This window comes from Saccharicrinis carchari (assembly GCF_900182605.1).
Classification (GTDB): domain Bacteria; phylum Bacteroidota; class Bacteroidia; order Bacteroidales; family Marinilabiliaceae; genus Saccharicrinis; species Saccharicrinis carchari.
In genome coordinates this window covers 419,215-433,935 of the sequence record NZ_FXTB01000003.1, presented here as the reverse complement: position 1 = coordinate 433,935, position 14,721 = coordinate 419,215, and the positions used below count along the sequence as shown (strand labels likewise).

Annotated in this window: 9 protein-coding genes; 6 read left to right on the top strand and 3 right to left on the bottom strand. The window is 42.6% G+C overall.

Annotation, left to right across the window (positions count from 1 at the left end; genetic code table 11):
• Positions 1-214 precede the first annotated feature (214 nt).
• The 3 genes from FN809_RS08530 to FN809_RS08520 all read left to right on the top strand — a co-directional run bounded on the left by FN809_RS08530 (position 215) and on the right by FN809_RS08520 (position 4,523).
• The gene (locus FN809_RS08530) at positions 215-2,242 is read left to right on the top strand and encodes a transketolase family protein (protein WP_142533075.1); all 2,028 of its coding nucleotides are present in this window, start codon (positions 215-217) and stop codon (positions 2,240-2,242) included.
• 171 nt (positions 2,243-2,413) lie between these two features.
• Positions 2,414-2,872, top strand: coding sequence for a YehS family protein (locus FN809_RS18000; protein ID WP_142533074.1), 459 nt, complete (start codon positions 2,414-2,416; stop codon positions 2,870-2,872).
• Between the two features lie 58 nt (positions 2,873-2,930).
• A complete protein-coding gene (locus FN809_RS08520) occupies positions 2,931-4,523 on the top strand; it encodes an aspartate:alanine exchanger family transporter (protein WP_142533073.1) in 1,593 nt (530 codons plus the stop codon).
• A gap of 174 nt (positions 4,524-4,697) precedes the next feature.
• Here FN809_RS08520 and FN809_RS08515 read toward each other — a convergent pair whose 3' ends face one another.
• Positions 4,698-6,866, bottom strand: coding sequence for a T9SS type A sorting domain-containing protein (locus tag FN809_RS08515; RefSeq protein ID WP_185957505.1), 2,169 nt, complete (start codon positions 6,864-6,866; stop codon positions 4,698-4,700).
• Positions 6,867-7,099: 233 nt separating this feature from the next.
• Between FN809_RS08515 and FN809_RS08510 the strand changes: the two genes are divergently transcribed.
• Entirely contained in the window at positions 7,100-7,513 is a 414-nt protein-coding gene (locus FN809_RS08510; protein ID WP_142533071.1) for a septal ring lytic transglycosylase RlpA family protein, read from the top strand.
• A 202-nt stretch (positions 7,514-7,715) separates the two neighbouring features.
• Here the strand turns inward: FN809_RS08510 and polA are convergent, their stop codons facing one another.
• Positions 7,716-10,493 carry a DNA polymerase I gene (gene polA / locus FN809_RS08505; protein WP_142533070.1) on the bottom strand — a complete coding sequence of 926 codons (2,778 nt, stop codon included), beginning with the start codon at positions 10,491-10,493 and terminating at the stop codon, positions 7,716-7,718.
• 157 nt (positions 10,494-10,650) lie between these two features.
• A complete protein-coding gene (locus tag FN809_RS08500; protein ID WP_142533069.1) occupies positions 10,651-11,625 on the bottom strand; it encodes a polyprenyl synthetase family protein in 975 nt (324 codons plus the stop codon).
• A gap of 324 nt (positions 11,626-11,949) precedes the next feature.
• Here FN809_RS08500 and FN809_RS08495 point away from each other — a divergent pair, with 324 nt between their 5' ends.
• On the top strand, positions 11,950-13,377 hold the full coding sequence (locus FN809_RS08495) for a glutamate synthase-related protein (RefSeq protein ID WP_142533068.1): 1,428 nt from the start codon (positions 11,950-11,952) through the stop codon (positions 13,375-13,377).
• A gap of 71 nt (positions 13,378-13,448) precedes the next feature.
• Positions 13,449-14,690, top strand: coding sequence for an ATP-binding cassette domain-containing protein (locus FN809_RS08490; RefSeq protein WP_142533067.1), 1,242 nt, complete (start codon positions 13,449-13,451; stop codon positions 14,688-14,690).
• Positions 14,691-14,721 lie beyond the last annotated feature (31 nt).

Below are 14,721 nucleotides of genomic sequence, written 5' to 3'. Positions count from 1 at the left end.
TTCCAACTTTTTTCATGAGCTTTAAAATACACTACAATAAATAGCCTAATAACATTTGGATAAACAACTAATTCACATTCTGCTATCCCAAAACTCACCAATGTCAGCCTCAATTCCAAAAAAAAATTATCTTTGTACAATTCTTTATTCAAGGGATCAAAGGGGTACCAAACGATAAGATGGTAAATTTAACATCCGTAATTTTTTTAAAAAAATGAGTAACAAAACTGTAAACAGAGCAGCGGATAACATCAGGTTATTGTCGGTTGCCATGGTAGAACAAGCAAAATCAGGACACCCCGGCGGAGCAATGGGTGGCTCCGATTTTATCAACATCCTATATTCCGAATATCTTAATTATGATCCCAACGACCGCACATGGGTAAATCGCGACCGTTTCTTTTTAGATCCGGGTCATATGTCGCCCATGTTGTATGCACAACTGGCATTAACGGGAGCCTATACGATGGAGGAACTGTCGAACTTTCGCCAGTGGGGCAGCCCAACACCCGGACATCCCGAGGTGGATGTGGAACGCGGAGTAGAAAACACATCGGGTCCCCTGGGGCAAGGGCACACGATGGCAGTAGGTGCGGCCATTACGGAAAAATTTCTTTCCCATCGTTTCGGAAACTGGATGAGCCACAATATTTACACCTTCATTTCCGATGGCGGTATCCAGGAAGAAATATCGCAAGGCGCAGGACGTATAGCCGGTTTCCTGGGATTAAACAATCTGGTAATGTTTTATGATTCCAACGACATTCAACTTTCCACAACAACGGATGTTGTAACCGTTGAAGATACCGCCAAAAAATACGAGGCCTGGGGATGGGCCGTAATGACCATCGACGGCAACAACCCCGATGAGATACGTAAAGCATTGGATGCCGCCACGGCCGAAACAGAAAAACCTTTCTTGATTATTGGTAAAACCGTTATGGGCAAAAAAGCCTTAAAAGCCGACGGCTCATCTTTTGAGCGTATGGTAAGCACCCACGGTCAGCCGTTGTCGGCAGCAGGAGGATGTATTAAGAGCACCATTATGGCTTTGGGCGGTAAGCCGGACAAGCCTTTTTCCATTTTTGACGATGTAGCCCAATACTACGCCGAAGTGCAAGCCAAAAAAGTGGCGTATGTTACGGCTAAAAAAGCGGAGCAAGCGGAGTGGGAAAAAGCTAACCCGGAGTTGGCGGAAAAATTCGCCAAGTTCTTTTCGGGCAAAGTGCCCGAAATTGATTTTAGCGCCATTGAACAAAAAGGAGGAGCTGCCACACGTGCCGCCTCGGCAACCGTATTGGGTGTCTTTGCCGATCGGGTTGAAAATATGATTGTTTCGTCGGCCGACCTGGCCAACTCAGATAAAACGGATGGCTTTTTAAAGAAAACCAAAGCCTTTGAAAAAGGTGATTTCTCCGGACAGTTCTTACAAGCGGGTGTTTCAGAGCTTACCATGGCCGCCATTGCCAATGGAATGGCACTGCACGGCGGTGTGATTGCTGCCGTGGGAACATTCTTTGTATTTTCGGATTATATGAAACCTGCCATTCGTTTGGCCGCTTTACAACAGTTACCGGTTAAATATGTATGGACTCACGATGCTTTCCGCGTAGGTGAAGACGGCCCAACGCATCAACCCGTTGAGCAAGAGGCGCAGATTCGATTGATGGAAAAACTCAAAAACCACGATGGCGAAAACTCCATGCTGGTACTTCGTCCGGCCGACGTACAAGAGGCCACAGTAGCCTGGGAAATGGCACTGAAAAATACCAGCACACCAACAGCACTTATCTTATCGCGCCAAAACATTAAAGACCTGCCCGGCAGCGATTACAAAAAAGCTTCGCAGGCCAAAAAAGGAGCCTATATCGTGCACAAAGATGCCGGGGTTCCCGATGTGGTTCTTTTGGCCAGCGGATCAGAGGTAAGTACCCTGGTGGATGGTGCTGAAAGATTGAGAGCCGAAAAAGGCTTGAAGGTGCAAATCGTTTCGGTTATATCCGAAGGCTTGTTCCGTAACCAGGATAAAGCCTATCAGGCCGAAATTCTACCTCTTAATGTACCCCGCTTTGGATTGACTGCAGGACTACCCGTAACCTTAGAGGGTTTGGTGGGTGCCAACGGTACTGTTTTTGGACTGGATCATTTTGGTTTTTCAGCACATTACGAAGTGCTGGATAATAAATTTGGATTTACCGGCGAAAACGTATTCAACAAAGTAGTTGAATTGTTAGCCAGGTAAATTATTGGTTTATTACATTTTAACTGATTAAACATTGAAAGCGGCAGCTTGTCGCCCGGGATAATTTCGGGATGCAAGCTGCCTTTAGCATTTTTTATTCAGCCTTATATAGCTAATCGGTTTTTTTTAAAACTCCACTAATAATTGTAGCATGATACAAACCTATATCAGATGAACAACAACGATGTATTAAAAAGTTTACGATACACCTTTGATTTCAGCGATAATAAAATGATTGAGATCTTTGGGTTGGCTAAGGTTGAGGTAAACCGGGCGCAAGTAAGCGATTGGCTTAAAAAAGAGGAGGACGAATCGTTTAAAACCCTCATCGACTCCTATATGTCGGCGTTTTTAAACGGTCTTATCATTTTAAAACGTGGAGCAAAAGATGGGCAAGCCCCCGTTAACGAAAAAAGACTGAACAACAACCTTATTCTGCGGAAACTTAAAATTGCGTTAGCGTTAAAAGACCATGATATGATAGAGCTGTTGTCGTTGGCCGATTTTAAGATAAGTAAACACGAGATAAGTGCTTTCTTCCGAAAGCCCGGGCAAAATCAATACCGTGTTTGCAAGGATCAAATACTCCGAAAATTAATGTTTGGCCTTCAGAAGAAAATTAGGCCCTAAGTAATTTTTGCCGCATTGTAAATGGCTATATTTGCAATGTGCTAATCGCTATTTATTTATGGAAGTTTTTCAACAAAGTTATTTTGCCCTCTTCGCAATTATCTGTATTGGGTATATTATTGGCAACATAAAATTTAAAGGTATATCGCTCGATATTTCTGCCATCATATTCGTAGCCCTTATTTTTGGGCATTACGGTATTGTTATGCCCCCCATAATCGAAAAAATAGGACTTATATTATTTATTTATACCATTGGCATTCAGGCCGGGCCGGGGTTTTTCGATTCTTTTAAAAAGCAGGGACGTACTCTGGCCGCAATGGCCACGATAATTATTATATCGGCAGCTTTGATAAGTTATTTGGCTATTGTTTTTATGGATATAGACGTGCCGGTAGCCATTGGACTATTAACAGGCGCGCTAACCAGCACACCCGGTTTAGCTGCGGCCATCGACAGCACGGGGTCTTCTGGCGTTTCTATTGGATACGGTATAGCCTATCCTTTTGGTGTAATTGGTGTTATCCTTTTTGTACGTTTATATCCTAAATTCACGAAAACCGACCTTAAAAAGGCCGAAGAGGACTATGAGAAACAAACAGAAGAAACCTTTCCGGAGATTTTCTCAAAGCACTTTGTGGTAGAAAATGAAAATGCCGCTGGTAAAACCATCCGCGAACTACGCGTTCGCACCATGTCGCAAGGGGTTATTTCGCGTGTGAAAATTAAAGGTGAGCCACAGGTGCCTACATCTGACACCGTATTAAATTTAGGCGATATAGTTAGAGCCGTAGGAACCAGGGAAGCGCTTAAAAAAGTTGAACTACTGATAGGACACGAAACGCAGGAAGAGATACCGCTGAAACAAGGCTACGAAGTGCAAACTATTTTAGTATCTAACCCTAACGTTGTAAATAAAACCGTTCATGAAATTTACCAATGGACAGCTACCTACCATGTAACCATTACCAGGGTACGACGTTCGGGTATCGACATTACCCCCACGCCTAATTTTAAATTGCATTTGGGCGATAAGATTATTATTACCTGCAGCAAGTCGCATGTTGAGCTGGTAACTAAATTATTTGGAGGCAACAGTAAAAAATTATCCGACACCAATTTTCTGCCAATAGCTGCCGGTATTGTGTTGGGCTTTGTTATTGGTGAGTTCTCGTTAAACTTTGGCCATTCGTTCACTTTTTCACTGGGACTTACCGGAGGGGTACTGGCGGTAGCAATGATATTAAGCAGAATTGGCAAAACCGGTCCCATTATCTGGAGTATGTCAGGGGGTGCCAACCAACTGTTGCGCACAATGGGACTCATGTTTTTTTTAGCCGGGGTGGGCACCTCGGCCGGCGCACACATCGTTGAAACATTTAGCCAATATGGCTTTAAACTATTTTTAGTAGGTGGTGTAGTTACCTTGATACCTATGTTGTTAGGAGCCTTGGTGGCACGATGGTTTTTTAAGGTGAATGTACTGTCCTTGCTGGGCGCCCTTACCGGTTCCATGACCAGTACACCCGGTTTGGCTGCTGTGGATCCCATGACCGAAACCAATGCTGCTTCAATAGCCTACGCTACGGTATATCCGGTGGCTATGGTACTGCTGATCATTTGTGTTCAGGTGCTGGCCTCCTTGGGATAACTATCTTTTAATAGCGAATAAAAAACAAAACCAAAGGGCTTCATCGTTTATTTCGCACTTGCCCGCTTACCTTAGCAATTGAAAAGCACACAGTGGGTGCGTAACCTGGGTCAAAAATATAACGAGCACAGCAATATATTACTGTGCTCGTTAAACATGAGTAGCTATAAGAATTTATTTTACAATTAGCTTAGTTTTTAGAGTTCCCTGTGATGACTTGATGACAACAACATACATGCCTTCATTCAAATCACTAACTGAAAATTGCCTATCAACAACTCTTACTTGCTTAACCAGCTGTCCGGAAACAGCATACACATTAACCGATGTTGCATCCATTGAAATACGAACTACATCCCTGGCGGGGTTAGGGTTTAAAAGAGCTGTAGCATTAATCGCCTTCTCATCCACATGGGTAGCGAGGCTATATTTCCAAATTCCCCTTGAGGAACCAGCATAGGCTATACCATTATCAAAAGCAAATACGTTTGCCGCAATCCCATCGGGTAATCCTGAGGTTAGGGTAAACGAATTTCCGTTATCCGTACTCATATGAATGCCCTCGTTCCAGTGCGACACAAAAAGAGCACCATTGTTATAGGCCATGGCTCTAAAGTCGATATAGTCGAGTCCGCTGGCGACCACTTCCTGCCAGCCATCTACATTCCATATGGCTAATTTATTGTTGCTATTTGCATATTTTAGCTGTACAAATATTTTATCATCCCCCGACACCATTAAAATTTCATCATTACTGCGCAATTCAGCAAGTTCATCGGAAACAATACCCTCCATTGCAGACGTCCACGATGTGCCCAAGTTAATGGACGAATATATCTGAAGCTTGTTGTTATCGTTAGTGCCAGCCATAAAGGTTAACGAACCGGAGCCTTTAATTAATCGCGGGCTAAAACCCGATGGTAAACTACCTGAAATATCTGTCCAGGAATTTCCATTGTCGCCCGACATAAGCAGACCGCTCGGAGCGGAAGAAATGGCAAAAAGGTTCGTTCCGTTTTTCCCTATCAATTTCAGGTTGTCGTACCCTGCAGGATTAGCAAGTACACTCCATGTTTTGCCGTTATCCACAGACCTAACCACTTTTTCGGGAGCAGCTTCATCTCCCGGACTGGTAGAGTAATTTGCTAAAATCGTAGTGCCGATATTAAGATAACCATACACTCTTTTTATAACATCCGAAGGCAATCCGGCATTCCATTTTCCCCACGCTCCACCGTCGTTCTCCGAGCCATAAACACCCGAAATAAACAATGAGGTAATCATGTTTCCGTTTGCAACAAATAGCTCTTCCAGATCAGATCCTCCTAATCCATTATTTCTTTTAACCATGGTTTGTCCTGCATCAGATGAGTAATGAACACCTTCGTCGATAAACGAGGCCATAAATTCACTTCCGGTAGCATAAATACCCATGGCAAAAGCTGCACCTCTGGTAGTGTTTACTGTCATTTTGTTCCATGTATCGCCATAGTCGTCGGAAAAATGCACCCCTAAAGTATAATCGCCTTCGAAAATTGAGGCATACAATCGTCCGGTTTCATTCGCACACAACGATACAAACCCAATCCCGTTACTCCATGAACTGCCCAGGTTGGTCCAACCTCCGTTAAGCATATCGTACCTTAAAAAAACACCTTGTCCGCTCACTATCATATAGTCCTCGGCAAACACAATTTTTTCTATCGATGTTTCGCTAAAAGCCGGGCTTAAATTAACCGGGCCGGCACTCATGCCATCCGAAGTGGTTGCGATAAACTCATCGGAACCAATTGAATTTGTATGTGTAATGTAAGCAAGGTGCCCATCAGAGAATATTCGTGGGTTGCTATTAATACTAGAAATTACATTTCCTTTGATCCAGGACAGCCCATCGTCCACTGAAGCATATAGATGGTACGTGTCAGCGTTGTAATCGTAGACTATTGTTACCAATTTAGTACCAACCAGCGCAATATCCTTGGGCATAAACTTGTTTTGGGGTAAGCCAGTTGCAGCAACCCAGTTGGATCCATTAGTGGTGCTCACAACGCCTGCCCAACGGTTGACCCCTATGAGCCTCTCGCCCGAAACAAAGAATCCTTCAATCCGAAGACGGCCAAAAGCACTATACAAATTGTTGTTTGTAAGTGTCCAGTTAGCGCCCTGATCGGAGGTTTTGAATACACCTCCGGCAGTACCTAAATACCAATCGTTGTTATGCTTAATAAGCGTTTCAGAAAACGGAATATCCAAATCATCGCTTGAAATTTGAACCCAGCTTTGTGCTATTGCCCCATTTAAAATAAAAAAGGCTACAAAAACAGAAAGTAAAGATTTAATCATATCATTCATATTAAGTTTGTTTATCTATCTCAGGTCTGATACGGAGACAACAGCCTATGGTTTTCCGGAATGTTGCTTAATATTGAAATTCTAACAACCATAGTAAAAGTTCAACTTTTGTTTGTTGATAATCAGGATGAAGGTTCGGTTACGACGCGTATTGAATTAAAATTTATAAATTGCCTATTGGCTGTGGCAAACAATAAATTGGAGAAGAATTAAGTTATAAACTCATGATTGAAACTGGAAAGTACAATTTTAAGTTGGTAAGCCTTTGCCTCCTTTTCCTTTTATGTACAGTGGTCAGCCATGCCCAAATAAAAGGAGAGGCATCTTATTATGCCGATAAATTTGAGGGGCGTAAAACAGCCAGCGGACAAATATATTGGCATCATTTAAAAACGGCTGCTCACCGAACATTGCCCTTCGGCACCTTGGTTAAGGTGACCAATATACGTAACAAAAAAGCTGTGGTGGTGGTAATTAACGATCGTGGACCTTTTATTGAAGGACGGATTATAGACTTATCGAAAAGTGCGGCACGAGAAGTTGGGGGATTACAGCAAGGAGTTTTTGAAGTAAAAATAGCGGTGCTACACAATAGAGATTCGCTTGAAAATAGGAGGAATAAAAAAAAGGATAGATGAAACATCTATCCTTTTACCCTTAAATCAGCTTTGTTAACCAAATCTAAATCTATGAAAAAAAATCTACATTACAAATGTAAGCTATTATTTAGTGAAGTGATATAAAAATTAGTTAAACCGTGTTAATGGTGCGTATACCCATCGCATTTTATTTTGCAGCAGTAAACTGCTTATTACTCTTATCCTATTGGCTTTCTTTGAATTAATGTGCCTGATGCCAATTACTACCCACACCCATCTCAACAGCTAAGGGTACGGAAAGTTTACACGCGTTTTCCATTCCCGTTTTTACAATTTCTTTTACGCGTTCCAGTTCGCTTTTCAGCACGTCAAAGTTTAATTCATCATGTACCTGCAAAATCATTTTTGATTGTAGCCCTTCTTTTCTTAATTCATGCTGAATATTTACCATAGCCATTTTAATGATATCGGCAGCCGTGCCTTGTATGGGTGCGTTTATTGCATTACGTTCAGCCATTCCGCGCACAACACCATTGCGCGAATTAATGTCGGGAAGGTTTCGTCGCCGGCCGAAGATAGTTTCTACATATCCTTTATCCCGCGCTACTTCAATACTTTTGTCCATGTAGGCTTTTACGTCCGGAAAGTTTTCAAAATAACCGTCTATCAGCTCTTTGGCTTCGGTACGTGATACATTTAAACGCTCCGCTAAACCAAAGGCTGAAATGCCGTAAATAATACCAAAGTTGGCCGTTTTAGCTTTACGTCGCATATCATCGCTTACGTCGCTAAGATCTACCTTAAATATTTTTGCTGCGGTGGCGGCATGGATATCTTCGCCCTTGGCAAATGCCTCTACCATATGACTATCGCGACTCAGGTGCGCCATGATGCGTAGCTCCACCTGCGAGTAATCCGCCGACAGGAATAAATGGTCCTCGTTACTGGCTATAAACGCCTTGCGTATTTCACGACCATCCTCATCGCGGATGGGGATGTTTTGCAAATTAGGGTTGGTGCTGCTTAGCCGGCCAGTGACCACCATCGCCTGGTTGTAGGTTGTATGAATCCTCCCTGTTTTAGGATTTACCAATAACGGCAAGGCCTCTACATAGGTATTGAGCAGTTTTCTAAGCCCCCTGAAATCGAGTATCTTATCTATTATTTCGTGCTTCCCTTTTAGCTTAGTCAAAACTTCTTCCCCGGTACTGTACTGCCCCGATTTGGTTTTTTTAGCTTTGGCATCAATCTTCATATGGTCAAAAAGCACTTCGCCCACTTGCTTTGGGCTGGCTATGTTAAATTCCATGCCGGCCATATTGAATATCTCTTTTTCCAATGCCTCAATTCTTTGGTGTAGTTTACCGGCAAAATTTTTTAATTCATCCACATCCAGTTTTACACCGGTGGCCTCCATATCGGCCAGCACCAGAAGTAGCGGCATTTCTGTTTTATAAAACAATTCTTCTAAGCCCGCCTCTTTTAACTTTGACATCAAAAAATCTTTTAATTGCAAGGTTATATCGGCATCTTCTGCTGCATATTCTTTGGCCAAAGCCATATCCACCTCACGTAAAGTTTGTTGATTTTTACCTTTTTTGCCTATAAGCGATTCTAATTTTATTGGAGAATAGCCCAGATGCACCTCGGCCATAAAGTCCATGTTATTTCTTTGTCCGGGTAACGCCAGATGGTGTGCCACCATGGTATCAAATATCTTTCCCTTTACATGTACTCCATAATTTTTAAGAATCTGGATATCATATTTAAGATTCTGCCCTATTTTTACTATTTCTTCCTCTTCCAACACCCGCTTAAAACGCTGCACCAGGGCTTCAGCTTGCTTCCTGTCGTCGGGGAAAGGCACATAATAGGCCTCCCCTTTTTTCCACGAAAACGAAATACCCACCAGTTCGGCTGTAGCCGTATCTAATCCCGTGGTTTCGGTATCAAAACAATACGCTTTTTGCACACTTAAGTCAGCGGCCAATGAGGCATAAGCCTGGTCATTATCCACCAGGTAATAAGCGTGTGCCGTATCGTTGATGGTTTTTAGGGAAGATGCAAAAACGGGAGCTTGCTCTATTTGGGGCTGTGTAAATAAATCGCCTTGTGCCGGAGCCGCTGTTACCACTGGTGTACTTTCATAACCAAAGCGGGCCATCAGGCTTTTAAACTCAAGCTCTTCGAGCAGGGGCATCAACTTGTCGCTGTCGGCCTCAGACACCTGCAGATCATCCTCGTTAAATTCAATGGGTACCTCACGACATATAGTGGCCAAGGTATAGGATAATTCCACCTGCTCTTTAAATTCAATCAGGTTCTCCTTTCTCTTTCCTTTGAACTCGTTGATATGCTCATAAATCCCCGGAATGTTCTTGTACTGTTTTATGATGTCTCTGGCACCCTTTTCTCCAATACCCGGGCAACCAGGAATATTATCCGAAGCATCCCCCATCAGAGCCAAAATATCGATCACCTGCTCCGGTTTTTCAACGGCAAACTTTTCTTGTACTTCAGCCACACCCAACACATCTACTCCTCCACTTCGGCTGCGCGGTTTAAACATTTTAATATTGTCGGAAACCAATTGTGCATAATCCTTGTCGGGGGTCATCATAAACACCTCAAAACCCGCTCTTTCGGCTTTTAACGAAATGGTGCCAATCACGTCGTCGGCCTCATAACCTGACACCTCGAGAATAGGAATATTTAAGGCTTCCAGCAACCGTTTAATGTAAGGCACGGCCAGTTTAATATCTTCTGGTGTAGCTTCGCGTTGCGCTTTGTACGGCTCGTACATTTTATGCCTGAAAGTAGGTCCGGCCGGGTCGAATGCTACAGCCAAGTGCGATGGTTTTTCTTTCTGTAACACCTCCAACAGCGCGTTGGTAAAACCATAAATGGCCGAAGTATTTAGCTTTTTTGAGTTGATTCGGGGAGCTCTAATAAATGCGTAGTACGCACGGTATATCAAGGCGTACGCATCCAGTAGGAATATTTTTTTTGTATCGGACATGTTATTAAATGTTTAGATGTTAGATGTTAGACGAATAGATAAGAGATTAATGAATTATCGGAAATTATTAAAAGGTGCCTTTTATTAGGTACTTCTAAATACAATATATCTTGCCTCACAGCCTCTTATCTAACAATCTCTTGTCTGCATCCTCTTACTACTTCTTCCTTTCAGTTGTAAAGTCAACCAGCTCAATTAAGGCTTGTTTAGCATCGCCATCGTCAAATTTATTTAGAACCGCTAATGCCTTATTTTTGTATTCTATCATTTTATTATGCGTATATTCTATGCCTCCTTTTTGTTGAACAAACGTTATGACCTCAGCTACTTTTTTGTCGTTTTTATGATGACGCCGAATCGTAGACAGCACTTTTTTGCGTTCCCTGGCATCACAACTATTTAAGGCATGTATTAAAGGAAGCGTCATCTTTTTTTCGCGTATGTCGTTGCCTGTGGGCTTACCGATGAGGTCAGTTTTTTCGTAATCGAAAAGGTCATCTCTAATTTGGAAGGCAATACCGAGGTAAGTACCAAATTCTTTCATCCATCCCCTTTTTTGGGCAGTGGCATCCACGGAATACGCACCTGCCGTGGTACAAGCGGCTATCAGGGTAGCCGTTTTTTTTGTGATAATTTCAAAATACACCTCCTCGGTAATGTCTAACTTACGGCTTTTTTCTATTTGCAGCAGTTCTCCCTCGCTCATTTCCTTAACGGCTTCCGATACAACTTTTAAAACTCCTATCTGGTCTGTATCCAGCGCCAGCATAAGCCCTCGCGAAAGAAAATAATCGCCCACCAGTACCGCTATCTTTGATTTCCACAGGGCGTTGATTGAAAAAAAACCACGCCGTTGATAGGTCTCATCCACCACATCATCGTGTATCAGTGTAGCCGTGTGCAGCAACTCAATGAGCGTAGCCGCCACGTACGAAGCTTCCGTAATATTGCCGTTTAGTTTGGCCGACAAAAACACCAGCATAGGGCGCATCTGTTTGCCCTTTTTGCGTAAAATATAGTTTGTAATAATGCGCAGCAACGGAATCTTTGATTTGAGTTGTTCGCTAAAAAAAGGCTCAAATCGCTCCATCTCAGTTTTTATGGGGCGCTTAATACTTCTCGATGATGCCATATATAGATGTTGCTTTGTTGGGTATTCGGTAATACCGACCTGTCTAATTTTTAAAACTCCCAAATTTAATGATTTAATTCAAGGCTTCCCCTATCCTGTGCTAAGTTTGTTGATAAATAAAACTGAGTTGCTTGCCCTGCGTAAATGATACTATCTTAAAAAGCTACATTTATCAGGTAGAGGCAGTGATGTCTGACACATTATCAATGCGATAATTGTTTAATAATCAATTTGCCATGTTCTTAAGTAAGTGAATGAATTCTCCACACTACCAGGAAACTTATTTTTACCTATCTTAGCTTAAACAATCTAAAATCTGAATATATGGCTACCTACAAATGCCCCGTATGTGGGTATCTTCACTACGAAGAAAATGCGGAAAAACCCTGGGACGAACTTTCTGACGACTGGACATGTCCTGTTTGTGGCGCGGTTAAAGCAGTATTCTATAAATTGGACGATGACGAAGACGAAAAGTTCACTGGGAAGCCGGAAATGGATCTGCAAGCCGAATCGGTCCAGGAAGATGAATATTTGGCTGAGTGGAAAAAGTCGTCGGACAATCATGCCCCCTACCTGAACCACATCCATACGATGGCTCATACCGGGAAGTCAATTACTGACCCCATGAAAACCACGCTACCCCTTATTTCGTGGAATGATATTTTAATTAAAGGAGCGCAGCTGGCCAAAATACCACTGGAAAAAAATGATGTGGTAAATACTAAAACTATTATCGGACCGAGAGCCAAGTATCCATTGGTAATAGATACACCTGTTTATATAAGCCATATGTCGTTTGGTGCCTTGTCAAAAGAAATAAAAACAGCTCTTGCCAAAGGAAGTGCAATAGTAAAAACCTTGATATGCTCGGGTGAAGGCGGTATTTTACCGGAAGAACATGCAGCGGCCTATAAGTATATTTTTGAGTATGTTCCCAACCGTTATAGTGTTACCGATGAAAACCTGAAAAGCGTGGACGCTGTAGAAATTAAGATAGGCCAAAGCGTAAAACCGGGCATGGGCGGTCACTTGCCAGCAAGCAAAGTAACGGAGGAGATTGCTGCCGTTAGAGGCAGAAATGTGGGCGAAGAAATTATTAGCCCCTCAGCTTTTAAGGATATCAGAAATAAAAAGGATTTAAAAGCTAAAATAGATTGGCTTCGGGACAAAACAGGCGGAAAGCCCATAGGTGTTAAAATTGCAGCGGGCGACATCGAAACCGACCTAAAGGAAATTATTTATGCCAAACCGGACTTTATTACTATCGACGGTCGGGGTGGAGGTACCGGTTCTGCACCACGCTTAATCAAAGATGCCACTTCAGTACCCACCTTATTTGCATTGTTCAGGGCGCGAAGATTTTTAGATGATAAAGGTATTACCGGAGTTTCTTTAATTATTACTGGCGGGTTAAGGGTATCGTCCGACTTTGCCAAGGCACTGGCGTTGGGTGCCGATGCCATTGCCGTAGCAACCGGAGCTATGATAGCCGGAGGCTGCCAGCAATATCGGATTTGCCATACGGGGAATTGCCCCGTGGGCATTGCTACCCAGGATCCGGAACTGCGAAAACGACTTGACATAGAAAAATCGGCCAATCGCATAGCTAACTACCTAAAGGTAAGTACCGAGGAGCTGAAAGATTTTGCACGTCTGGCTGCTTATGACGATGTGCACAAATTAAATATCAAAGATTTATGCACCAGCAACAGCGAGATATCGGCCCATACTGATATTGAGCATGTTTGATAATGCGAACGGTAAGAGTTGACTTTATTTGCACCTTGTATAAAAGAAGGGCTTCCTAAAAACACCATACATTGAAACATTTGGCAATCAAAAATACAGGTCTTTCTGCAAAGGGAGAGTGGATGCAGCAACTACTCAAAGGAAATGGGGAGATACCATATCTACGCAGCAAAAAAGGCTTGCTGTTTTCAACCGTAACCCTTGAAAAAATTATTGACGAAGAAATTAGACATGATAACTTTTTGCTAACGAAAGATAAAAGTAGAAGTATTCGTACTTATAGCAGTGGCGAACAACGTAAAGCTTTATTGCGCTATCAGATTGCACAGAAACCCGATTTTTTAGTCCTGGACAATCCTTTTGATTGTTTGGACCTAGCGTCCGTTCGGCAATTAAAAAATGAATTATCGCAAGTGGCCCGGCAAACAACTATTGTTCAACTGTTTAAACGACAGGACGACATCTTACCCTTTATATCCCACGCGTTAGTGATGCGGCAGGGTGGATTAACAAAATGTATCCCGCTAGCTGACTTAGGATTGAATCGCTCACCAAACCAACAAAGCAATTTAAATTTTGACATCCCTGAATCGATAAAACCTTTTAATGTACTACCCCAGGTACTTATAAAGATGAATAGGGTATGTGTGAGCTATGATAATAAAATAATCGTGAGGGATATTTGTTGGGAAATTAAACAAGGTGAATTTTGGCATTTGAAGGGACCCAACGGATCGGGAAAAACAACGCTGTTATCCATGATTTACGGCGATAATCCTAAAGCATACGGTCAGGACTTGTTTATATTCGGGCACAAAAAGGGAACCGGTGAAAGCGTATGGCAATTAAAAGAAATGATTGGGTACTTTACCCCCTCCATCACCGATAACTTTAAAGGCAGCCATAGTGCCAAACAAATGATTATTTCGGGCTTAACGGATAGTATTGGCTTGTACCAAAAACCCAGTGACAGGCAAAATAAACTGGCACTGGATTGGCTTAAGGTATTAGCCATGGAGGAGGAAGCGCACCAGCGTTTTGTAGATCTGTCGCAAATAAAGCAACGCCTGGTGCTTATTGCTCGGGCCATGATAAAACATCCCCCGCTGCTTATACTTGACGAGCCATCCACAGGGCTCGATGATGATAGCGCTTTGCTTATGGTTAGCCTGATTCAGCAAATAGCGCAACAAAGCGATACAGCAATTCTTTATGTATCGCATCGTACCGAACAAGGCTTGCATCCGCAATATACTTTTGAATTGATTAAGTGTGAAGCGGGGTTTACAGGTAAAGTTCGAAACCCAAAATAAAAAGCGGTTCTTTAATAATTAATGAACCACT